Origin of the sequence: Methylocystis sp. JR02 (assembly GCF_030063565.1) — a bacterium.
Taxonomy (GTDB): domain Bacteria; phylum Pseudomonadota; class Alphaproteobacteria; order Rhizobiales; family Beijerinckiaceae; genus Methylocystis; species Methylocystis iwaonis.
In genome coordinates this window covers 2,483,898-2,505,124 of sequence record NZ_JASIRC010000001.1, presented here as the reverse complement: position 1 = coordinate 2,505,124, position 21,227 = coordinate 2,483,898, and the positions used below count along the sequence as shown (strand labels likewise).

Here is a 21,227-nt window from a genome sequence, read left to right as displayed (position 1 = left end):
CGACGAAGCCATCCAGGGCAGCTATAGCGGCCCTGGATTGCTTCGCTTCGCTCGCAATGACGGGCGGCTCGTCATTCAAACGGAAATCGTACTATTTGGCCACGGTCCGCTTGTCGTCGAGCGCGGGATGCTCTGCCGCCCGGCCATAAAGCGCGCCCTGAAAATATTCGACGCCCCAGTCGCGCAGGATGCGCGCGGTCGACTCGTCCTCCACCCATTCCGCCACAACCTCGAGAGAGAGATGGCGCGCGAGGTCGATCAGCGTGCGGACGAAGAAACGGTCGTCCTGCGAGTTGGTGATATTCTGGATGAAGGCGCCGTCGATCTTGACGATGTCGAAGTCGAGGTCCCGCAGATTGCGGAAGGAGGTGTGCCCCGCGCCGAAATCGTCCATAGCGACTTTGACGTTCAGTTCCTTGCAAACGGCGATGAGGTTCCGCGTCGTCTCGAAATCCTCGATCAGACTCGTTTCGGTGATTTCGACGATCAGCCTGTCCGAGACGGACGGGTTCATCGCGATCGCCGCTTTGAGACGCTCCGGCCATTCCGGATCGAGCACGGTGAGCACGGAGCAGTTCACCGAGACGCGCAGTTGAGGGTCGGCGGCGAGCCGCTCCAGGGCAAGCTCCATGACGCGCTGATCGAGCAGACGCACAAGCCCGGCCTTTTCCGCGACAGGCAGCAGCGCCGCGGGGGACGCCACGGTCCCATCCGGCAGGCGTATCCGCAGCAACGCCTCGTGGAAGGCGACTTCGCCCGTCGCGGCGTGGACGATCGGCTGGAATGCGAGGTCGACGCGGCGCTCGTTGAGCGCGGAGACAATACTGTCGGCGACCTGCAGCGAGCGTAACCGCGCGTCCTCGCGCGCGAGCGACGCCGTATAGGCGACGAAGCGCTTGCCATTGTTCTGGCGCGCCACGTCGAGCGCCTCCTCGGCGCGCTGCAAGAGCACATGGGGGACTCGCCCCTCGCGCGGCCCGATGACGCCGCCGATCCGGATCGAGGCGGGAATCGGCCCCGCGGATGTCTCGAAGGGCGCGCTTTTGACGAGATCGAGCAAGCGCTGGGCGGCGAAAAGCGTTTCGTCGGCGTCGCAGTTGTCGAGCACGAGAGCGAATTTATTGCCGGCGTGGCGGGCCACCACGTCGCAGGCGCGCACATTCTCGCGCAGGCGCCGCGCGAGGCTCGCGATGACCTCGTCCCCGGCGTCATATCCATAGGTGCGGTTCAGAGCGAAGAGATTTTCCAACGCGACCAGCAGCACGGCGAACGGCTTGCGCGAGCGTTCCGCCTGCTGGAGGAAGCGGGCGATATGCTCGCCGAGCTGGGCGCGGTTCAAAACGCCCGTCAACGGGTCGATCTGCGCGCCCAGCGCGAGCTTGCGCTCCATCTCGTGACGTTCGGTGACGACCCGCACGACGCCGTAAGCGCGCGCCGGCTTGCCCGTCGGGCCGGCGAACCAGCGGCCGGTGTCCTCCACCCAAACGAGCGGCCCTTGGCCGAGCTCACGCGGTTGGGCGAGGGCGTAGACCACCTGATAGGGAACGCCTTCTCCTGTGTCCGTTTTGCCCGACTGGATGATCGCGTCGTAGCGGGAGGCGCCGCTTTCACGCGCGACGCGCTCGCCATAGCCTAATCCGGTGTCGAGGGCTTCGCTGGCGATGGGCCCGAGGGTTTCGCCGAGATTCGGGCCCCAGGTTAGGCGATCCGTGCCGATCTCCCAGTCATAGACGACTTCGCCGATCGACGACAAAATCTCCCTCGGGTCGGGACCGGCGACAGGCGCGGCGGCGACCGGGGGGGCGGGAAGCTCCCGCGTCACGAGCGGCGTTTTGAGAATGGATGAATGAAGGGCGTTCGCAGCAGGCGCCTCCAGGCCGCGGTTTGCGATATGGCGCAATTGCATTTTTGGCGGACCTTCGGCGCTGTTTTCGGGTCCTCCACTGTGGCCTCGAAACGTAAATGCCACGTTGCGGCTTGTGCTGAATTTTGAGGCGGATTCCCTCAGCCGGCTCTCATAGCCCGGTTTGTGCTTAAGAAATCCAGCCGCCCAGCCTCTCTGGACGGAAGGGCCGCCCGCATGCGATTGGTCCCGTAGATCTGAAATTCTCTGGAGTCGAAGCTCATGAACGCCTCTCCCTTCAACGACATCGGCCTCGACGCGCTCAAGGCGGGTCTCGCCGACGGCTCGATCCTTCTCGTCGACGTCCGGGAGGCCGACGAATATACCGCCGGCCATATCAAGGGGGCGCTGTTCAACCCGCTCTCGCGCTTCGACCCGACGAAGCTCCCTGTCGCGGGCGCGGGTCAGAAGGTCGTCATTTACTGCCGTTCTGGCCGGCGTTCGGTTTCGGCCATGGAGCAGGCCCGGCTCGTCGGCCGGCGGGACTGCAACACCCATTTCGGCGGCGGCATCCTCGCCTGGCTCAACGCCGGCCAGCCGGTCGAGCAGGGAATGTAATCATCCCCACAGCGCGGCGGGCGGCGGCGTCATGGTCGAGCCCTCGTAGACGAGGCCCGGCTGCCGGTCTCTGGCCAGAAGCAATGGCCCATCGAGATCGACGAAAGCCGCCATCTGGCCGATCAGCATCGCCGGGGCCATGGCGAGCGACGTCCCCACCATGCAGCCCGCCATGATCTCGAAACCCATTCGGCGGGCCGCTTGCGCCATGGCCAGGGCCTCGGTGAGGCCGCCGGTCTTGTCGAGCTTGATATTGACCGCGTCGTAGCGGCCCCGGAGCGCCTCGAGGGAGGCCGTCTCATGGGCGCTTTCATCCGCGCAGATGGGAATCGGCCGGGGGATTTCCGCCAACATGCCGTCCTGTCCGGCCGGCAAGGGCTGTTCGATCAGCGCGACGCCATGGCGCGCGCAGGCGTCGAGCTGCGCGACCAGCGTCTCCTCGCGCCACGCCTCATTCGCGTCGACGATCAACTGCGCATGCGGCGCCCCCTCGCGGACGGCGGCGAGCCGCGCGTCGTCCCCCTCGCCGTCGAGCTTCACCTTCAGAAGCGGCCGGTCGGCGGCTTTGAGCGCGGCGATGCGCATCTCCTGTGGCGTTCCGACCGATAGCGTAAAGGCGGTGACGAGCGGCGAGAGGCGCTCGAAGCCCGCGATGGCGGAGGCAGGCCGGCCAGATTGCTTGGCCTCCAGATCCCACATGGCGCAATCGACGGCGTTGCGCGCCGCGCCCGCTGGCAGCAGAAGCTGCAAGGCGGCGCGGTCGGCGCCTGCTTCGATCTCGCCGCGCACGCGTTCGATCGCGGCGACGACGCTCTCGACGCTCTCGCCATAGCGGGCGTAGGGGACGCATTCGCCGCGCCCGATGGCGTCGCCGGCGCGCAGCGTCGCCGTGACCACCTGCGCCTGCGTCTTGGCGCCGCGCGAGATGACGAAGCGTCCGGCGATGGGATAGGCTTCGACGGCGAGAGTCATCTCGATGCGCAAAGGCGTCTCCGGGGGCTCGTAGGTCGGCTCATGCTGTGCGCTTGCGCGCTTGTCGACCGCATGTCACGAAGTTAAGACCATTTGCAAGCTCAGGCTGAATCGCCTTCCGAACGAGGCCACATGGCAGTCGACGCCGCCCAGATTCCACCGGACGTCTCGCCCCGCGAGGGCGGCGCGCGGCTGGCGCTCGCGGGCGATTGGACCCTCGCAGCCTCCCGGCGGCTCGAGAACAAAGCGCAGGAGGTCGTCGATTTCGGCCGCCGCAGCGACTTCGTGACGATCGACCTTTCCGGCGTCTCTCGGCTCGACACCGCCGGCGCCTGGCTGATCAATCGCGCCCGTCGCACGCTCGCAACATCGAATGTCGGCGTCGCGCTCGAACATGTGCGCCCCGAGCACGGCATATTGCTCGAGGAAGCCGCCTACCGCGATTTCGAAGCGCCGGGGCGCAAGCCTTGCCCGCTCGCGCTGGAGCTTCTGTCGGATGTCGGCCGCGCCATCGTCTACAGCCTGAAGGAGTTCTACCGGGGCGTCGCCTTCCTGGGCGAGTTCGTCGCGGTGCTGGGTTATCTCGCGACGCATCTGCGCCGTTTCCGTGGGACGTCGCTCGTCGCGCATATGGAGCTGATCGGTCTGCGTAGCGCGCCGATCGTTATCCTCATCAATCTTCTCGTGGGCGCCATTGTCGCGCAGCAGGGCATTTACCAGCTCATCCGGTTTGGCGCGACAACCTACGCCGTCGACCTGATCGGCATATTGGTGCTGCGCGAGCTCGGCGTCCTGCTCACCTCCATCATGATCGCGGGCCGCTCGGGCTCGGCCATCACCGCCGAGATCGGCTCCATGAAAATGCGCGAGGAGATCGACGCGCTGCGGGTCATGGGCCTCTCGGTCATCGAAGTGCTTGTCGCGCCGCGGGTGCTGGCGCTCATCCTGTCGCTGCCGATCCTGACCTTCATCGCCGATATGTCGGCGCTCTTTGGCGGCATGCTGGTTTCCTGGGGCTATGGCGGCATCAGCCCCGCAGCTTTTGCCTCACTGCTCAAGGAAGCGATCGGGTTCAACACCTTCATGGTCGGAATCATCAAAGCGCCGTTCATGGCGCTGGTCATCGGGCTGATCGCGATGATCGACGGGCTGGCGACGCAGGGCTCCGCCGAATCGCTTGGCCGGCAGGTGACCTCCTCCGTGGTGAAATCGATTTTCATGGTCATCGTGCTCGATGGCCTCTTCGCTATCTTTTTCGCCTCGATTCATTATTAGCCGGGCCTCTATGAGCTTTTTCGACAACAATGGCCCGGGCGGAGCGACAGCCGACGTCATCATCAGCGTGCGCGACCTCATCGTCGGCTTCGGCGACAAGGTGGTGATGAAGGGGCTCGATCTCGACGTCTATCGCGGCGAGGTGCTCGGCTTCGTCGGCGGTTCGGGGCAGGGCAAATCCGTGCTGACCCGCGCGATTTTGGGCCTCGTTCCGACTCGTGGCGGCTCCATCCGCATTTTCGGCAGGGATCGCGACGCGCTGGCGCCGGCTGAAAGGCGGGCGCTCGAGCAGCGCTGGGGCGTTCTGTTCCAGAACGGCGCGCTGTTTTCCGGCCTCACCGTGAAGCAGAACATCCAGATGCCGATGCGCGAGACCCGCGATCTCTCGCCCCGGCTGATGGATGAGCTCGCCATGCTCAAGCTCGACCTTGTGGGGCTGAAACCCGACGCGGCCGACAAATTTCCGTCGGAATTATCGGGCGGCATGGTCAAGCGCGCGGCGCTGGCCCGCGCATTGGCGCTCGACCCCGAACTCGTTTTCCTCGATGAGCCGACATCCGGCCTCGATCCGATCGGCGCGGCGGAATTTGACGAACTAATTGGGACGCTGCAGAAAACGCTCGGGCTGACGGTGTTCATGGTCACCCATGATCTCGACAGTCTTTACGCGATTTGCGACCGGGTCGCGGCGCTCGCCGATGGCAAAGTGATTGCGGCGGGGCCGCTCGACACCCTGCTGGAATCGGATCATCCCTGGCTCAGGGCTTATTTTCACGGGGCGCGCGGCGGTCGATTCGCGGCGAAGGGTCCCGACTGAAGAGGACGATGATGGAAACCCGCGCCAATTACGCCCTGATCGGCGCCTTCACGCTGGCGACGATTTTTGCGGCCTTCTGTTTCGTCTTCTGGTTTTCCGGGCCGAGCCAGGTCGGAAAGCAGGACGCCTATCAGATCGTCTTCGAGGGGTCCGTTTCCGGCCTCTCGCGCGGGTCTTCCGTGCTGTTCAACGGCGTGAAGGTCGGCGAGGTCACCCACATCGCCATTTCCGACAATGATCCCAGCAAGGTCGACGTTCTGGTGAAGATCGACGAGCACACGCCGGTGAAAGCCAATACGCGCGCCCGGCTGGAGACGCGCGGCTTCACAGGCGTCGCCGACGTGCTGCTGGTCGGCGGCACGCCCGGCGCGCCCGATCTCGTCGCGGAGGAGGGGCGTCGCTACCCCCAGATTCAGGCCGAGCGCTCCGAAAACGTGCAGTCGCTATCGACCAAGGCCGCCGCGCTGATCGTGAAGCTCGACGCGCTTCTCGACGACAACAAGGACACGATCCGGGGCACGCTGAAAAACGCGGAAGCTTTCACCAAGACCCTCTCGGACAACTCCGACCAAATCTCGGCCTTCATCAAGGACGCCGCCGACGCCGCTCATTCGTTGAAGCCCGTCGCGGCGCGGCTCGACCGCTTCCTGGCGGCGGGCGAGCAGACGCTGAAGGCGCTCGACCCCAAGCAGCTCAAGGCGATTACGGGCAACGTCGCCAGCGCTTCGACCAATATCAAAAATTTCTCGACGAATGGCCTCAAGCAATATGAGCAGCTCGCGGTCGACGCCCGTAAAGCGATCGACACGCTCGACCAGGCGATCAAGTCCATCGAACGCGACCCCTCGCAATTCATCTGGGGTCCGTCGCAGGCGACGCCTGACTATCGCGCGCGCTGAAGCTGAATCGGTTTCGCCCAGAGCCCGTCATTGCGAGCAACGCGAAGCAATCCATGGCAGCGATGTGGTCCTGGATCGCTTCGTCGGCTCCGCCTCCTCGCAATGACGGCGGTAATTTCCGAACCGCGCGAGCGTCGGGGATGGGGCTGAACCAATCGAGCGGATCTCGTTGACCGAGCCCCCATGCAGGCTGTTCAAACGGAACGCTTCTTTCCGCAAAACTCTACCAACTTTCGCGGAACGCACTCCAAGCGCGGCTTTGTCTTCTTCGCTCGGCGGCGCTAGATAAGCCAAAGCCGCGCGGGCTCGGGCGGGTAGGCGAAGGGGCGGCGTCCAGGCATGGGGCGAGAGAGCATTTTCACGAGGCCGAGATTGCGCGGGTCTATCGCCGGCCTTGCCTTTCTTGTCGCCGGCTGCGTCCAGGCCCCGCGCGAAACATTCGATCTCGCCGTGGCGCCGCCCCCCGTGTCGGTCGCGACCGCCGGCCCTGTTCTCGCGGTCCGAGAGCCGACCGCGACGCCGCCGACGAGCTCCCCGCGCGTGGTCGTGCGCGCTCCCGATGGCAGCGTCGCTCTGCTGCCCGACGCGCAATGGTCGGAGCCTCTGCCGCGTCTCCTGCGCGCGCGCATGATCGAGGCCCTGCAGCGCCGCGGCGTCGCCGCTTCGTGGATCGGCTACGGAAGCAACCGGGCGCTCGCGACCGATATTCGGCGATTCGAGATCGACGCGGCGCGCAACGTCGCTGTCGTGGAGATCGCCGCCTATATCGTCGACGAAAGCAGCGGCGCAACGCGCGCGGGGCGCAGCTTCGCCGCCGAAGCGCCGACGCCGGAAACGATCGGGCCGGACGCCGTTCGCGCGCTTGCCCAGGCGGCGGCGCAGGTCTTCGCCCAGACGGCCGATTGGGCGCGCGGGCGCTAGCGCGCTTTGCGGAATGCGCTCTCGGGAGAGGCTGCGGCGGGAGTCGGACTCTCTTGGCCAAAAGGCGCGCGGCGGGGCGCCTGGGAAATGCGCGGAAGTCTTGTTGGGGGCTAGCGCGACAAACGGGCCGATGCTAATCGAACGCAGCAAAAATCGAGCGTTCGGCGCGGCCGAACGGCGGAATGCGTTCGGGGGCGCGGTGTTTGGCGAAACCTCGGCGTTGACTGCGCACAGGGAAGACGGGCGTCATGGTGAAGATGAGCTTCGACGACACAGCGACACGCTACGGCGCCGAACCGGGCGGCGGCGCGCCGACCAAGGTCAAGATCACCTTCGTCGACTCCAACGGCCAGCCCCGCACGGTCGAGGGCGAGGTCGGCTCCACCGTGATGGAGACGGCCCGCCGCAACGACATCCCGGAGATCGCAGCAGAATGCGGCGGCGCCTGCGCCTGCGCCACCTGCCATGTCTATGTCGACGAGAAATGGGTCGAAAAGGCCGGCAAGCCCTCGCAGATGGAAGAGGACATGCTCGACTTCGCCTTCGACGTAAAGCCGAATTCCCGCCTGTGCTGCCAGATCACCGTGCGCCCGGAACTCGACGGGCTCGTGGTGACGACCCCCGCCCAGCAGGGCTGATAAAAAAGGACCGCCGGAATGGACCGCGAGCCTTCAGGCTCGCTTAAAAATGCGCGCCTGAGGGCGCGCGGTCCATTGCGGCGCCCCCCGCGCCGCGGTTTAGCGTTGCATCTTGCGGCGAATGCTATAGACGAACGCGAGCGGCGGCGGATGGCTCATCCGCCGGTCGGCTGGCCGCGTTCGAAAATCCTCCCCGGTTTCTTCGCCAGGCCGTTTCCGACCCGAGAGCGGGTATTCGCCCATCCGCCGTCCCAGCGTGCGGCGATGCGCGCCGCCATTGATGTGAGGATTTGACACATGAACCAGGTCAACGAAGCCGCGATCGAAACCGATGTCGTTATCGTCGGCGCCGGCCCGGCCGGGCTTTTCGCGGTGTTCGAACTGGGCCTCCTGGACATCAAATGCCATGTCATCGACATTCTGCCGCGCGCCGGCGGCCAGTGCTCGGAGCTTTATCCCGAGAAGCCGATCTATGACATTCCGGGCCTGCCGGAGATCACCGGCCAGGGCCTGACGGATAATCTGCTCAAGCAGATCGAGCCCTTCCATCCGACCTTCCATTTCAACGAGATGGTCGAGACGCTCACCTCGCTCGGCACGCCTGAGAAGCCGGCCTTCCGCCTCACCACCGACGCCGGCAAGGTTTTCCTCGCCAAGGTCGTCATCGTTGCGGCCGGCGGCGGCTCGTTCCAGCCCAAGAAGCCGCCGATCCCCACGATCGAGCAATATGAGGGCAAGTCGGTCTTCTATGCCGTCCGCCGCATGGAGGACTTCCGCGACAAGGACGTCGTCATCGTCGGCGGCGGCGATTCGGCGCTGGACTGGACGCTGAACCTGCAGCCGATCGCCAAGAGCCTGACGCTGGTGCATCGCCGCGACGCCTTCCGCGCCGCGCCGCATTCGGTCTCGGCCATGCAGGAGCTGGTCGCGGCCGGCAAGATTTCCTTCAAGCTCGGGCAGATCACGACGGTCGAGGGCGCTGACGGCGAGCTGTCTACCGCGCTTTTGAAGGGCAATGACGGAAGCGAATTGAAGCTCCCCTGCCAGCGTCTCATGCCCTTCTTCGGCCTGACGATGAAGCTCGGCCCGGTCGCCGAATGGGGCCTGCAGCTCAACGAGAATCTCATCCCGGTCGACACCGAGAAATTCGAGACGAGCCACCCCGGCATCTTCGCCGTCGGCGACATCAATTACTATCCGGGCAAGTTGAAGCTCATTCTCTCGGGCTTCCACGAGGGCGCGCTCGCGGCTCAGAAGGCGCATCGCTACATCTATCCCGAGAAGAAGCTGCTGTTCCAATACACGACGTCGTCGACCAATCTGCAGAAGAAGCTCGGCGTCTCCTAAGTGGACGTCACGGTCCGGGCGCTGGACATTTCGGGCGTTGCGCCCGAGCAATGGCCAGCGCTCACCGCACTGCTCGATGACGCAGAGCGCGCGCGCGCCGCGCGCTTTGCCTTTGAAGAAGACCGGCAGTCCTATATCGCCGCCCATGCGCTGTTGCGGGCGGAACTCTCCAGGCGCGCCGATCGCGCGCCGTCCGATTGGCGCTTTGCGGCGACGGCGCTCGGCAAGCCTTTCCTTCTCGATCCGCCCCGCGACTTGCGTTTCAGCCTCACCCACACGCGCGGCATGGTGGCGGTCGCCGTCACCGAAGGCCTCGAGATCGGCGTCGACGTCGAATCCGAGGATCGGCGCGCGGAAAGCATGAAGCTCGCGGAGCGTTTCTTCGCGCCGCAGGAAGTCGCGCTGCTGCGCGCTGTCGAGGGCGACGCGCGGCGCGAGATGTTTTTTGCCGTATGGACGCTGAAAGAGGCGGTGGTGAAGGCCACGGGCCAGGGGCTCTCCCGCGCGCTCGACAGTTTCGCCGTCGCGCCCGATCCGCCGCGCGTGACAATGCGCGACGAAGTATGGAGCGCCGACCATTGGCGGCTTGGCTCGTTTCATTTCGCGCTTGCGGCGCAAGGCGCCATTACCGCCGATTTTAGCATGGTGGATGTTGGCTTAACCTTCTCGCCATAGGCTCGCGCGCGTGCCTGCCTCATGGAGGATCACGCGATGAAGAAAGCCCTTTTCAGCCTGTGCCTCATCTCAGCCTTCGCTTTTTCCGGCCTCTCCGCCAAGGCCTGCACGCGCATCCTTTACGAGACCGGGACCAAATCCTACCAGATCGGCCGCTCCATGGATTGGATGGTCGACCCCGGAACCGATCTCTGGTCCTTCCCCAAGGGCATGGCGCGCGACGGCGGCGTGGGGCAGGGGTCGATCAAATGGACCGCCAAGCACGGCTCGGTCATCAGCTCCTTCTATAATCTCGCGACAGTCGACGGCATGAACGACGCGGGCCTCGTCGCCAATGTGCTCTATCTCGTCGAGGCCGATTATGGCGACGCCGCCAAGTCGAAGAAGCCGAAGCTCTCCATCGGCGCCTGGGGGCAATATGCGCTCGACAATTTCGGCTCGGTCGTGGAGGCCGTGGCGGCGCTGCAAAAGGAGCCCTTCGTCCTCGTCGCGCCGGACCTGCCGGACGGCAATAAGGCGGGCGCCCATCTCTCCCTCGCCGACGCCTCGGGCGACAGCGCGATCTTTGAGTATCTCGGCGGCAAGCTCGTCATCCACCACGGCGCGCAATATCGCGTGATGACCAATTCGCCGAGTTTCGACCAGCAGCTCGCGATCGAGTCTTATTGGAAGGACGTCGACGGCGAGAAATTCCTGCCCGGCACGGCCCGCTCCGCCGACCGTTTCGCGCGCGTGAGCTGGAATCTGAACGCCGCCGCCAAGGAGAAGGACCCGCGGCTCGCCACCGCCACAACCTTCTCGCTGATCCGCGCGATCTCCGTGCCGCTGAGTATTTCAGACAAGGAGCATCCGAACATCGCCTCGACCATCTGGCGCACGGTCTCCGACACGGCGGCCAAGCGTTATTATTTCGAAAGCGCCTACAGCCCCTCGATCTTTTGGGTGGACGTCGACAAGCTGAAATTGGAGCCGGGCGCAAAGCCCATGAAGCTCGATTTGAGCGGCAAGCCGATTTTGTCGGGGGAGGTTTCGGTGAAGTTTGCGGAGGCGGAGGCGTTCAAGTTTTTGGCGAAGTGAGGGGCGCTGTCATTCCCGGCGGGCCGAAGGCCCGACCGGGAATCCAGAGCCGCAATAGCGCTGGTTTTTGTTCAGAGCCCGTCATTGCGAGCAAAGCGAAGCAATCCAGGGCAGCGATGCGGCCCTGGATTGCTTCGTCGGCTCCGCCTCCTCGCAATGACGGGTGCAAGCGTCGGGAGTGACGCGGACCAATCGAGTGGATAACCTGTCGAGCGCCTCATCGGTTTCGAGAGCGCTGCTCACCGCTCCAGAAAGAACCGAACCATCTCGCGCGACGCATTAGGCCCGCGTTGCTCAGTATGCGAGCCTTCGGGCGCGCCCCCTGACCACGCATGGCCCAACCCCTCGATGGCCCAATACTCAAGCTGCGGAAGGCCGTTCACGTCGGCGACAACCGTGTGATTATATTCAAGCCCGTTCGCCACCCCCCGCCGTAATGTTTCCTGATGACCACGGGAGACGCCGGCCTGCGCTTCCGCGAGAATGCGTTCTGCATTCGTCGGATGGACCTTACGGTCAGAAGCGCCGTGGAAAATGATGGTGCGCGCGCGGTCCCTGGCTTGCCGCCCGCCGTGCTGGGCGAATTTGCCGCTCATCGCGACGAAGGCGGAGGCTTGATCGCTCGCAACGCCATAGGCCAGCCCGGAGTGGATGCCTGCCCCGGCATAGAGGTCGGGATAGGTCACGCTCATGACCTCGGCCATCGCGCCGCCGGCGGAGAGGCCCGCAACGAAGACGCGTTCGTGGTCGACGCCCATTTCTAAGATCAAGGCGCGGGTGAGGCCGGCGATAATGCTCGGCTCCCCCGAACCACGGATCTGATGTTGCTGGTTGAACCAGTTCCAGCAGCCGAGCTGATTGGCGGTCATGGGCTGCTCGGGATAGGCGACGACAAAACCATGCTCTTCGGCGAGACTGTTCATACGGGTTCCAACCGCGAAATCGTCCGAGTTCTGCGTGCACCCATGCAGCATCACGACCAATGGCGCTCCGCCGCGCATCTTGCTCGGGACGTAGACCTTGTAAGGCCGGGTTCCCGCCTGACAGGCGAATGTGCGCGACAGATAGGACGCGCCGTCCGGCACATGCACACGCGGCCGTTTGCCGAGCTTCGCGAGGGCCTCCGCCCCGAGGCCGAGGTTTGGAAGGTCGCCGCTGCGCAGGCGCTCCAAAGTCTCCCCGAGCGGCATGCGCAAGCCCCGCGCGAAAGTCGCGCCGCCTGGCGCGGCGTCGACCGGCGGTTCGATCCTCGGCGCGGATCGAGGGGCCGGCTCTTGCCGCGCAGGCTGAGTGGCGGGGAGCGGGGGCTCCCCCGTGAGGCCGTGCAACAGCATGCGAGTCGCTTCCGCGGGCGACTGGTCACGGACCAACCGCATAGCCTTTTTCATCGTGTCGCCGAGGAACGATCCCATTGAGAGTCTCCTGCAGGGAAGGGGTAGCGGTCAGCCGATCCGGTCTGAAAGCGCCTCTTTTACCGGTGGGCTTGCTTGAAGCGCCCCGAGAACGGTGATCGATTCGATCGTGTCGCGCGCCAATTCGGGCGTGACGTCATCGGCGATCGTGGCGAGTCCCAGGACTTGTATGCGAAGCATGCGGCCGGCGGCCTTCACGGCCTCCAGCTCCGTGCGACTGAAATGCCGCAGGCCGAGCTCCAGCATGTTGCGGACGATCGACTGCTTTATCGCGTCCGAATGGGTGGCGAGCTGATTGCGGATTGCCGTGCGGATGAAGTCGGTGCGGTTCGAATAGAAACCTTCGCGCACCAGAAGGTCGATATGGCCGAGATCGACATATCCGACGTTCACGGTGATTTTTTCGGTGTCGCTGGCTCTGTCGCGCAGTCTGTGAATTTCCGCCATCATCCACCCTCCGCCATCCTGATGGATGGTATGTGGATGGCGTCCAGTCTCTTTCAAGCGCCGCAGTTGGCTAAACCGCGCCCCTTCGGCCGAGCCGCAAGTCAACGAAAGACATTATCCATCCGCTCTTTTCCTTGCCTCCCCCCACCCCTTCGGTATATAAGCTCCCCACTTCCTTCTCATAACGATCATCCTCGAATGGTCGCCGTTGAGAGTGGGCCCTCCGCCGGGACCCGCTCTTTTCGCATTGGCGGACTCAACAGACAGGACCAGACACGCTTGACGCAAAACGCCGCTCCCATCGACGCTCCGCTCGACGAGCCCCGTCTCGTCTCTGAGACCGGCGTCGCCGCGCGCGTGGCGCATGTCGCCGAGCCGGTGCTGGCGCAGCTCGGCTTCCGGCTCGTGCGCGTCAAGCTGATGCAGCAGAACGGCCAGACGCTGCAGATCATGGCCGAGCGGCCCGACGGCCTCATGACCATCGACGATTGCGAGGCGGCGAGCCAGGCGCTTTCGCCCGAGCTCGACGTCGCCGACGTCATCGCCAATGAATATCGGCTCGAAGTTTCCTCGCCCGGCGTCGACCGGCCGCTGGTGCGCATCTCCGATTTTCTCCGCGCCATCGGCTATGAGGCGCGCGTCGAACTGACGCATCCGGTGGAATCCGGGCGCAAGCGCTTTCGCGGGATCATCAAGGGTGTTGAGGGCGAGGGTCGCGGCGTCAAACTGGCGATCGAGCGCACCGACGCGCGTTCCGACGAGGAGAAGCTCGTCACCGTGCCGCTCGCCGATCTCGACGAGGGCAAGCTGATGCTCACCGAGGCGCTGATCCGCGAATCGTTGCGCGCCGGCAAGCTTCAGCAGGCGGGCGAGGAAGAAGACGGCGCGCCGCAAGAGCCGGAGGACGAGCGCCCGCGCCGCGGGCCGGGCCGTTTCCGCAGCCCGCAGAAGAACAAGCCCAAGCCGCTGGTTCCGGCCGGCGTGCAAACGCAATTCAAGAAAGGTCCGGGGCCCGCAAAGCCTCGCGCCGCCCGCTCCGAGGGAGATTGATAATGGCCGTCAGCGCCAACCGACTCGAGATTTTGCAGATTGCCGACGCCGTCGCGCGCGAGAAGTCGATCGATCGCACGATCGTCATCGCCTCGATGGAGGATGCGCTGCAAAAGGCGGCGCGTTCGCGCTATGGCCAGGAGACCGAGGTGCGCGCGGAGATCAATCCGCGCACTGGCGAAGTGCGCTTCTCGCGCCTGCTGCTCGTCGTCGACAAGGTCGAGAACGACGCCACGCAGATTTCGATCGAGGACGCTCGGAAGCGCAATCCGGCGGCGCAGACCGGAGACTGGATTTCCGAGACGCTGCCGCCCTTCGACTTCGGCCGCATCGCCGCGCAATCGGCGAAGCAGATCATCGTGCAGAAGGTGCGCGAGGCCGAGCGCGATCGCCAATATGAGGAATATAAGGACCGCATCGGCGAGATCGTGAGCGGCGTCGTCAAGCGCGTCGAATATGGCAATGTGATCATCGATCTCGGCCGCGGCGAAGGCATCATCCGCCGCGACGAGATGATCCCGCGCGAAATGTTCCGCCCCGGCGACCGCGTGCGCGCCTATGTCTACGACGTGCGGCGCGAGCAGCGCGGCCCGCAGATTTTCCTGTCGCGCACCCATCCGCAATTCATGGCGAAGCTCTTCAAGCAGGAAGTGCCGGAGATCTACGACGGCGTGATCGAGGTGAAGTCGGTCGCCCGCGATCCGGGCTCGCGCGCCAAGATCGCCGTGGTGTCGCGCGATTCGTCGATCGATCCGGTCGGCGCCTGCGTCGGCATGCGCGGCTCGCGCGTGCAGGCGGTGGTGCAGGAGCTGCAGGGCGAGCGCATCGACATTATCCCTTGGTCGGCGGACGCCGCCACTTTCATCGTCAATGCGCTGCAGCCGGCGGAAGTGGTGAAGGTGGTTCTCGACGAAGATTCGTCGCGCATCGAAGTCGTCGTGCCGGATGACCAATTGTCTCTGGCCATCGGCCGCCGCGGCCAGAATGTGCGTCTCGCCTCGCAGCTCACCGGCTGGGACATCGACATCATGACCGAGGCCGAAGAATCCGAGCGTCGCCAGCGAGAATTCGAGGAGCGCACGCGGGTCTTCATGTCGGCGATCGACGTCGACGAGGTTGTCGGCCGGCTGCTGGCGTCGGAAGGCTTCCGCTCGGTCGAGGAGCTGGCTTTCGTCGAGCTTCCCGAACTCGCCTCGATCGAGGGTTTCGACGAGGAGACGGCGGGCGAAATTCAGATGCGCGCGCGCAATTATCTCGAGCGCGTGGAGCAGGAAAACGAGAACCGCCGCAAGGAAATGGGCGTCTCCGACGAATTGCGCGAGATCGACGGCATGACCACCGCGATGCTGGTCAGGCTCGGCGAGAACGACGTGAAGACGATGGAAGATTTCGCGGGTTGCGTGCCCGACGATCTTGTCGGCTGGACCGAGAAGAAGGACGGCGAGACCAAGAAGCACGACGGCTTCTTCACGGGCATCGATCTGTCGCGCGAAGAGGCGGAGGCGATGATCATGACCGCGCGCGTGCGCGCCGGCTGGATCGAGCAGCCCCAGGAAGCTGTCGACGCCGGCGAGGCGACCGAGGCGGCTGAGGCGGAGGGCGAATAAGCACGGTGACGGCCTTGGCGAAAGAAGAGCGCGAGTCCGAGCGGACCTGCATCGTCACGCGGCGGCGCGAGCCGCCGGAGGCGATGATCCGCTTCGTGCGCGGGCCCGATGGGGTCATTGCGCCGGACATTCGCGCGCGCCTGCCGGGCCGGGGGGTGTGGGTCGGCGCGTGCGCCGCGCTCGTCGCCGAGGCGGCGAAGAAGCGCATGTTCGCGCGCAGCCTCAAGGAGCAGGTGGAAACCCCGCCGCAACTCGCGGAGGACGTCGATCGCCTGCTCGAAGCTGATTGCCTGCAGATGCTGGCGCTCGCCAACAAGGCGGGCGCGGTGACGGCGGGTTTCAACAAGGTCGCGGATTTGCTCGAGAAGGGCGTCGTCGGCGCGCTCCTCGAGGCGCGCGACGGCGGCGCCGACGGCAAGCGCAAGCTGCGTCAAAGCGCGCGCCGGGGCGAGGTCGCGACGAATCGGGAAAACGATGGCGTTCCACCGATCATAGGCTTATTTACGTCGAGCCAATTGGATTTGGCTTTAGGTCGCACAAATGTGATACATGCAGCGGTCGCCTCTGGCGGACCGGGCACGAGTTTTCTTTCGCGGTGCCGTCGGCTGGCGGCTTATAGGGGCATGACGCTGGACGGCGCGCCCCTCGCGGCGCAGATGATGCGGGATGAACAACCGGACGCTGGCGAGCGGCCGGACGAGACTGTGGAAAAAAGCGGGTCGGAAGCGGCCGAGGATCGGAAGCTGGATGAGTGAGAGCGAGAATAGCGACAAGACCCTGACTGTCGCGCCGTCGAAGACGTTGCACCTGAAGCAGCGGCCGGCCGGGGACCAGGGCATGGTGCGCCAGAGCTTCTCCCATGGCCGCTCGAAAGTGGTCGTGGTCGAGAAGGTGAAGCGCCGCGCGCCGGGCCATCCCGAGCCGCAAAAGCCGGCGGCGGCTGCGCCTGCCGCGCCGCCCCCGCCTGCCGCCCCGAAACCCTCCGCTCCGCCGCCGCGGCAGGAGCGTCCGTCGCCGCCGCGTGGCGGCGCCGCCGGCATGGTGCTGCGTGCGCTGACCGATGAGGAGCGCGAGGCTCGCGCCCGCGCGCTGGTCGACGCCCGCTCGCGCGAAGAGGAGGAGCGCCGCCGCGCCGAGGTCGAAGCCAAGGCGCGCGCCGAGCGCGAGGAGCGCGAACGCGCCGAACGCACCGCCGCCGAAGCGCGCAAGCGTGAAGAGGAAGAGCGCCTCGCTCGTGAGGCGGAAGCCAAGCGCAAGGCCGAGGACGAGGCCCGCCGTCGCCTGCCGCAGGACCAGCAGCACGCCGTGACCGCGCCCGCCGCCGCGCCCTCGAGGCCGGCCGCGCCCGCGCCGAGAGCCGCCGCGCCGGCCGGAAGGCCTGCGGCGCCTGCCGCCCGACCGGGTCAGCCGGGCCAGGTCGAGACGACGACGATCCGCCGTCCGCCCGCCCGCACCGTTGGCGGTTTCACGCCGCCGACGCCGCCCCGTCCCGCGCCCTCGCGCGGCGGCGCGATGAAGGATCGCGGCCGTCTGACCGTCTCGACCGCCACCGCGGGAACGGATGAGGAGCGCACGCGTTCCGTCGCCTCGTTCAAACGGCGTCAGCAGCGTCTGTTCCGCGGCCAGGTCGAGCAGAAGGAAAAGGTGCTGCGCGAGGTGATCCTCCCCGAGACGATCACCATCCAGGAACTCGCCAACCGTATGTCGGAGCGCGCCGTCGACGTCATCCGCCTGCTGATGAAGCAGGGCGAGATGCACAAGATCACCGATGTGATCGACGCCGACACCGCGCAGCTCGTCGCCGAGGAGATGGGTCACACCGTCAAGCGCGTCGCCGAGTCGGACGTCGAGGAGGGCCTGTTCGACACGCCCGACGCCGAGGCCGACCTCGAGTCGCGCCCGCCGGTCGTCACCATCATGGGCCACGTCGACCACGGCAAGACCTCGCTGCTCGACGCGATCCGTCAGGCCAATGTGGTTGCGGGCGAAGCCGGCGGCATCACGCAGCATATCGGCGCCTATCAGGTGACCTCGCCCGGCGGCCAGCCGATCACCTTCATCGACACGCCCGGCCACGCCGCCTTCACCGCCATGCGCGCCCGCGGCGCCAAGGTGACGGACATTGTCGTGCTCGTCGTCGCGGCCGATGACGGCGTCATGCCGCAGACGATCGAAGCCATCAATCACGCCCGCGCCGCGGGCGTTCCGCTGATCGTCGCGATCAACAAGGTCGACAAGCCGGACGCCAAGCCCGAGCGCGTGCGCACCGAGCTTCTGCAGTATGAGGTGCAGGTCGAAAGCATGGGCGGCGAGACGCTCGAAATCGAAGTCTCCGCCAAGCAGAAGACCAATCTCGACAAGCTGCTCGAGGCCATTGCGCTACAGGCGGAGGTGCTCGACCTTAAGGCCAACGCCGATCGCGCGGCCGAGGGCACGGTGATCGAGGCGCGTCTCGACAAGGGCCGCGGCCCGGTCGCGACCATGCTGGTCCAGCGCGGCACGCTGCATGTGGGCGACATCATCGTCGCCGGCACGCAATGGGGCCGCGTCCGCGCCCTGCTCGACGACAAGGGCGCCACGCGCCAGGAAGCTGGCCCGTCCTTCCCGGTGGAGATTCTCGGCTTCAACGGCACGCCCGAGGCTGGCGACCGCGTCGCGGTTGTCGAGTCGGAAGCGCGCGCCCGCGAGATCACCGAGTATCGCGAGCGCATGAAGCGCGACAAGCTCGCCGCCCGCGGCGGCACGGCGCGCGGCTCGCTCTCCGATATGATGAACCAGCTCAAGACGGCGGGCCGCAAGGAATTCCCCCTCGTCATCAAGGGCGACGTTCAGGGCTCGGTGGAAGCCATCGCCGCCGCGCTGGAGAAGCTCGGCACGGATGAGGTCGGCGCGCGCCTTGTGCATGTGGGCGTCGGCGGCATCTCCGAATCGGATATTGCGCTCGCCGAGGCGTCGAACGCCGCGGTCATCGGCTTCAACGTGCGCGCCCACAAGGAAGCGCGCGAAGCGGCCGAACGCGCCGGCATCGAGATCCGCTATTACAACATCATCTACAACCTCGTGGATGACGTGAAGGCGGCGATGTCGGGCCTGCTCTCGCCGACGTTGCGCGAGACGATGCTGGGCAATGCGCAGATCCTCGAAGTGTTCGACATTTCGAAGGTCGGCAAGGTCGCGGGCTGCCGCGTCACCGACGGCAGGGTCGAGCGCGGCGCCAGCGTGCGCCTCATCCGCGACAATGTCGTGGTGCACGAGGGCAAGCTGTCGACGCTCAAGCGCTTCAAGGACGAGGTCAAGGAGGTCGACGCCGGCCAGGAGTGCGGCATGGCCTTCGAGAACTACCAGGACATGCGCGCCGGCGACGTCATCGAGTGCTACCGCGTCGAGGAAATCAAGCGGACGCTGTAACAGGGCCGCTCCGAGAACGCCCGCGCCTTCGCGTTATTGCGGGGAGCAAAGCGACGAAGCAATCCAGAGCCAATGGCGCTTTTCTGGATTGCTTCGCTTCGCTCGTAACGGCGTTCGCCAAGCGACATTGAGATCAGAAACATAGCTATGTCCCGATCCCATCATTCAGCCGGCTCCGCGCCGTCGCAGCGCATGCTGCGCGTGGGAGAGCTCGTGCGCCATTCCATGGCGCGGATGCTCGCGCGCGGCGATATCAACGATCCTGTGCTCGAAAAGCACGTGGTCACGGTCGCGCGCGTGAAGATGAGCCCCGACCTCAAGCTCGCGACGATCTTCGTCATGCCGCTCGGCGGCAAGGACGAGCCGGAGGTCATCGCCGCGCTCGACCGCCACAAGAAATTCCTGCGCGGCGAGATCGCGCATGAGCTGAACCTGAAATTTGCGCCGGACATCCGTTTCCGCATCGACGACAGCTTCGACACTGTGTCGCGCATCGACGCGATCCTCAATTCCGAGCGCGTCAAGCGCGACCTCGAAGCGTCGGACGACGACGCTCAGGACAACGCCTGAAGAAGATTATGAGTCAGAAAAGATCCAATCGCGCCGTCGTCGACGGCTGGGTGGTGCTCGACAAGCCCGTGGGCCTCACCTCCACGCAGGCGGTCTCGCGCCTGAAGCGCATTTACAACGCCCAGAAGGCCGGCCACGCCGGCACGCTCGATCCGCTGGCGTCGGGCATCCTCCCCGTCGCCTTCGGCGAAGCGACCAAGACCGTTCCTTTCGTGCAGGACGGCGAGAAAGCCTATCGCTTTACCGTGCGCTGGGGCGCCGAGAGCAACACCGACGATTCCGACGGCGAGATCACGCGCACCAGCGAGAAGCGGCCTGAGCGCGCCGAGATCGAGGGGCTCATGCCGCAGTTTTTGGGCGACATTCTCCAGACGCCGCCACAGTTTTCGGCGATCAAGATCGCCGGCGCCCGCGCCTATGATCTCGCGCGCGAGGGGGCGGAGGTGGACCTCAAGGCCCGCGCCGTCACCATCCATTCGCTGACGATCGAGGCCTTCTCCCCGGAGGAGACCGTCTTCTTCATGGAATGCGGCAAGGGCGCCTATGTGCGCGCCATCGCCCGCGACCTCGGGCGGCTTATGGGCTGCTACGGCCATGTCACGGCGCTGCGTCGCACGCGCGTCGGGCCCTTCATCGAAGAGGATTCCTACACGCTAGACGAGATCGAAGCGCAAGGCATGGCGGCGGATGCGATGCTTTCCGTCGAGGCGGGCCTTTCGGAGCTTCCCTGCGTTGTCGTCGATCGCGACACGGCGGCGCGGCTGCGGCGCGGCGGCTCGGTGATCTTGCGCGGCCGCGACGCGCCGGCGGAAGGCGTTGTCTATGCGGCCTGCGGCGGCGTGCCGGTGGCATTCGGCGAGGTTATCGAGGGCGCCTTGGAGCCCGCGCGCGTGTTCAACCTGCCGTTTTGAATTCAGGCTTCCGCGCCCACGATTTCGACGCCCTCGGCGCGCGCTGCGCGTTCGAGGTCCGAGTCGAGTGTGGCGAGCGGCAAGCCTTCCCTTATCGCAAGTTCGAGATAGGCGGCGTCATAGGCCGTGAGCCTGTGCTTGCGGGCGAGCAACAGGAGCCGCGTCTCGTCGCAAGCCCCGTCTATATCGATCGGGAGGCGCCGAACGATCTGTAGAAAAGCGGCGCTATCTTCTTCGCTTAGCCTTTTGCGACGCTCGTTGACGAGCAGGACGTTGCGGATTTCAAAGAAGAGTAGGCTCGGGGCCAATGCGGCCGTCTTGCGAAGGCGCTCAATAGCATGATCGGCGCGCGGATGCCGTTCATCCGCGAGGCCAGCCGCGGCAAGGATCGAGGCGTCGATAACGAAACGGGTCAATATTTATGACCCGCGTGTCGTGCTCCGAGCAATTCCGTAAGGGGCGCTTTCTTTGAGAGGCGGGCGCGGAAGCTTAAGAGGTCGTCCACCGCGCGCTCGATTTCGCCGCTGCGAACGTCCGCCTCCGGCACAAGCCGCGCAATGCTTCGCCCATGCCGTGTGATCAGGATTGTTTCGCCGCGCTCGACGGCTGTAAGAAGTTCCCCTAGCCGCGCTTTGGCCTCGGAGGCTTGGATTTCACGCATCGCAGGCTTTCAACCGGTCAATCTGGTTGGTCAAAATATCGATCTTTTCGCAGAAGGGCGCAATAGCCGCGAATGCATT

At 65.5% G+C, this 21,227-nt stretch carries 21 protein-coding genes; 15 read left to right on the top strand and 6 right to left on the bottom strand.

What is annotated here, in order from left to right:
• Positions 1–91: 91 nt before the first annotated feature.
• On the bottom strand, positions 92–1,906 hold the full coding sequence (locus QNA11_RS11970; RefSeq protein WP_283483218.1) for a putative bifunctional diguanylate cyclase/phosphodiesterase: 1,815 nt from the start codon (positions 1,904–1,906) through the stop codon (positions 92–94).
• Between the two features lie 219 nt (positions 1,907–2,125).
• On the opposite strand from QNA11_RS11970, the gene QNA11_RS11965 reads away from it, so the two are divergent.
• Positions 2,126–2,461: a rhodanese-like domain-containing protein gene (locus QNA11_RS11965; protein WP_202073990.1), complete on the top strand. Its 336-nt coding sequence runs from the start codon at positions 2,126–2,128 to the stop codon at positions 2,459–2,461.
• Here the strand turns inward: QNA11_RS11965 and dgcA are convergent, their stop codons facing one another.
• Entirely contained in the window at positions 2,462–3,445 is a 984-nt protein-coding gene (gene dgcA, locus QNA11_RS11960; protein ID WP_283483217.1) for an N-acetyl-D-Glu racemase DgcA, read from the bottom strand.
• A 120-nt stretch (positions 3,446–3,565) separates the two neighbouring features.
• On the opposite strand from dgcA, the gene QNA11_RS11955 reads away from it, so the two are divergent.
• The 8 genes from QNA11_RS11955 (at position 3,566) to QNA11_RS11920 (ending at position 11,082) form a co-directional block, all read left to right on the top strand.
• A complete protein-coding gene (locus tag QNA11_RS11955) occupies positions 3,566–4,708 on the top strand; it encodes an ABC transporter permease (RefSeq protein WP_202073988.1) in 1,143 nt (380 codons plus the stop codon).
• 10 nt (positions 4,709–4,718) lie between these two features.
• Positions 4,719–5,525, top strand: a complete 807-nt coding sequence (locus tag QNA11_RS11950; RefSeq protein ID WP_202073987.1) for an ABC transporter ATP-binding protein — start codon at positions 4,719–4,721, stop codon at positions 5,523–5,525.
• Positions 5,526–5,533: 8 nt separating this feature from the next.
• Positions 5,534–6,424 (top strand): MlaD family protein, encoded by an 891-nt coding sequence (locus QNA11_RS11945; RefSeq protein WP_283483216.1) that lies wholly within the window; start codon positions 5,534–5,536, stop codon positions 6,422–6,424.
• Between the two features lie 372 nt (positions 6,425–6,796).
• Complete coding sequence (locus tag QNA11_RS11940; RefSeq protein ID WP_283483215.1) at positions 6,797–7,345, top strand: ABC-type transport auxiliary lipoprotein family protein; 549 nt, start codon at positions 6,797–6,799, stop codon at positions 7,343–7,345.
• Positions 7,346–7,593: 248 nt separating this feature from the next.
• A complete protein-coding gene (locus tag QNA11_RS11935) occupies positions 7,594–7,983 on the top strand; it encodes a 2Fe-2S iron-sulfur cluster-binding protein (RefSeq protein WP_210340712.1) in 390 nt (129 codons plus the stop codon).
• Between the two features lie 297 nt (positions 7,984–8,280).
• Positions 8,281–9,330, top strand: coding sequence for an NAD(P)/FAD-dependent oxidoreductase (locus QNA11_RS11930; RefSeq protein ID WP_202073985.1), 1,050 nt, complete (start codon positions 8,281–8,283; stop codon positions 9,328–9,330).
• Positions 9,331–10,005 carry a 4'-phosphopantetheinyl transferase family protein gene (locus tag QNA11_RS11925; RefSeq protein ID WP_283483214.1) on the top strand — a complete coding sequence of 225 codons (675 nt, stop codon included), beginning with the start codon at positions 9,331–9,333 and terminating at the stop codon, positions 10,003–10,005. It begins immediately after the preceding gene.
• Positions 10,006–10,041: 36 nt separating this feature from the next.
• On the top strand, positions 10,042–11,082 hold the full coding sequence (locus QNA11_RS11920; RefSeq protein ID WP_283483213.1) for a linear amide C-N hydrolase: 1,041 nt from the start codon (positions 10,042–10,044) through the stop codon (positions 11,080–11,082).
• Between the two features lie 239 nt (positions 11,083–11,321).
• On the opposite strand, the gene QNA11_RS11915 is transcribed toward QNA11_RS11920, so the two are convergent.
• Both QNA11_RS11915 and QNA11_RS11910 read right to left on the bottom strand, forming a co-directional pair.
• The gene (locus QNA11_RS11915) at positions 11,322–12,494 is read right to left on the bottom strand and encodes an extracellular catalytic domain type 1 short-chain-length polyhydroxyalkanoate depolymerase (protein WP_283483212.1); all 1,173 of its coding nucleotides are present in this window, start codon (positions 12,492–12,494) and stop codon (positions 11,322–11,324) included.
• Between the two features lie 30 nt (positions 12,495–12,524).
• The gene (locus QNA11_RS11910) at positions 12,525–12,944 is read right to left on the bottom strand and encodes a ribbon-helix-helix domain-containing protein (RefSeq protein WP_283483211.1); all 420 of its coding nucleotides are present in this window, start codon (positions 12,942–12,944) and stop codon (positions 12,525–12,527) included.
• 276 nt (positions 12,945–13,220) lie between these two features.
• Between QNA11_RS11910 and rimP the strand changes: the two genes are divergently transcribed.
• The 6 genes from rimP (at position 13,221) to truB (ending at position 20,487) form a co-directional block, all read left to right on the top strand.
• A complete protein-coding gene (gene rimP / locus QNA11_RS11905) occupies positions 13,221–13,991 on the top strand; it encodes a ribosome maturation factor RimP (RefSeq protein ID WP_283483210.1) in 771 nt (256 codons plus the stop codon).
• A gap of 2 nt (positions 13,992–13,993) precedes the next feature.
• Entirely contained in the window at positions 13,994–15,598 is a 1,605-nt protein-coding gene (gene nusA, locus QNA11_RS11900) for a transcription termination factor NusA (protein ID WP_283483209.1), read from the top strand.
• A gap of 5 nt (positions 15,599–15,603) precedes the next feature.
• Complete coding sequence (locus QNA11_RS11895) at positions 15,604–16,353, top strand: RNA-binding protein (protein ID WP_283483208.1); 750 nt, start codon at positions 15,604–15,606, stop codon at positions 16,351–16,353.
• Positions 16,346–19,006, top strand: a complete 2,661-nt coding sequence (infB, locus tag QNA11_RS11890) for a translation initiation factor IF-2 (RefSeq protein WP_283483207.1) — start codon at positions 16,346–16,348, stop codon at positions 19,004–19,006. The genes QNA11_RS11895 and infB overlap by 8 nt, the downstream gene beginning before the upstream one ends.
• A 147-nt stretch (positions 19,007–19,153) precedes the next feature.
• Positions 19,154–19,576: a 30S ribosome-binding factor RbfA gene (gene rbfA, locus QNA11_RS11885; RefSeq protein WP_202073976.1), complete on the top strand. Its 423-nt coding sequence runs from the start codon at positions 19,154–19,156 to the stop codon at positions 19,574–19,576.
• Positions 19,577–19,584: 8 nt separating this feature from the next.
• Positions 19,585–20,487, top strand: a complete 903-nt coding sequence (truB, locus tag QNA11_RS11880; protein WP_283483206.1) for a tRNA pseudouridine(55) synthase TruB — start codon at positions 19,585–19,587, stop codon at positions 20,485–20,487.
• A gap of 2 nt (positions 20,488–20,489) precedes the next feature.
• Here truB and QNA11_RS11875 read toward each other — a convergent pair whose 3' ends face one another.
• Positions 20,490–20,903, bottom strand: a complete 414-nt coding sequence (locus QNA11_RS11875; RefSeq protein ID WP_283483205.1) for a type II toxin-antitoxin system VapC family toxin — start codon at positions 20,901–20,903, stop codon at positions 20,490–20,492.
• Entirely contained in the window at positions 20,900–21,148 is a 249-nt protein-coding gene (locus QNA11_RS11870) for a type II toxin-antitoxin system Phd/YefM family antitoxin (RefSeq protein ID WP_283483204.1), read from the bottom strand. The genes QNA11_RS11875 and QNA11_RS11870 overlap by 4 nt, the downstream gene beginning before the upstream one ends.
• Positions 21,149–21,227 lie beyond the last annotated feature (79 nt).

Excerpts from the sequence above, each read along its gene's own strand:
- nusA (WP_283483209.1), top strand. The coding sequence starts at position 13,994 with ATGGCCGTCAGCGCCAACCGACTCGAGATTTTGCAGATTGCCGACGCC.
- QNA11_RS11965 (WP_202073990.1), top strand. The coding sequence starts at position 2,126 with ATGAACGCCTCTCCCTTCAACGACATCGGCCTCGACGCGCTCAAGGCG.
- QNA11_RS11920 (WP_283483213.1), top strand. The coding sequence starts at position 10,042 with ATGAAGAAAGCCCTTTTCAGCCTGTGCCTCATCTCAGCCTTCGCTTTT.
- QNA11_RS11950 (WP_202073987.1), top strand. The coding sequence starts at position 4,719 with ATGAGCTTTTTCGACAACAATGGCCCGGGCGGAGCGACAGCCGACGTC.
- QNA11_RS11930 (WP_202073985.1), top strand. The coding sequence starts at position 8,281 with ATGAACCAGGTCAACGAAGCCGCGATCGAAACCGATGTCGTTATCGTC.
- QNA11_RS11970 (WP_283483218.1), bottom strand. The coding sequence starts at position 1,906 with ATGCAATTGCGCCATATCGCAAACCGCGGCCTGGAGGCGCCTGCTGCG.
- QNA11_RS11915 (WP_283483212.1), bottom strand. The coding sequence starts at position 12,494 with ATGGGATCGTTCCTCGGCGACACGATGAAAAAGGCTATGCGGTTGGTC.
- truB (WP_283483206.1), top strand. The coding sequence starts at position 19,585 with ATGAGTCAGAAAAGATCCAATCGCGCCGTCGTCGACGGCTGGGTGGTG.
- QNA11_RS11935 (WP_210340712.1), top strand. The coding sequence starts at position 7,594 with ATGGTGAAGATGAGCTTCGACGACACAGCGACACGCTACGGCGCCGAA.
- rbfA (WP_202073976.1), top strand. The coding sequence starts at position 19,154 with ATGTCCCGATCCCATCATTCAGCCGGCTCCGCGCCGTCGCAGCGCATG.
- QNA11_RS11945 (WP_283483216.1), top strand. The coding sequence starts at position 5,534 with ATGATGGAAACCCGCGCCAATTACGCCCTGATCGGCGCCTTCACGCTG.
- infB (WP_283483207.1), top strand. The coding sequence starts at position 16,346 with ATGAGTGAGAGCGAGAATAGCGACAAGACCCTGACTGTCGCGCCGTCG.
- QNA11_RS11955 (WP_202073988.1), top strand. The coding sequence starts at position 3,566 with ATGGCAGTCGACGCCGCCCAGATTCCACCGGACGTCTCGCCCCGCGAG.
- QNA11_RS11870 (WP_283483204.1), bottom strand. The coding sequence starts at position 21,148 with ATGCGTGAAATCCAAGCCTCCGAGGCCAAAGCGCGGCTAGGGGAACTT.
- QNA11_RS11910 (WP_283483211.1), bottom strand. The coding sequence starts at position 12,944 with ATGATGGCGGAAATTCACAGACTGCGCGACAGAGCCAGCGACACCGAA.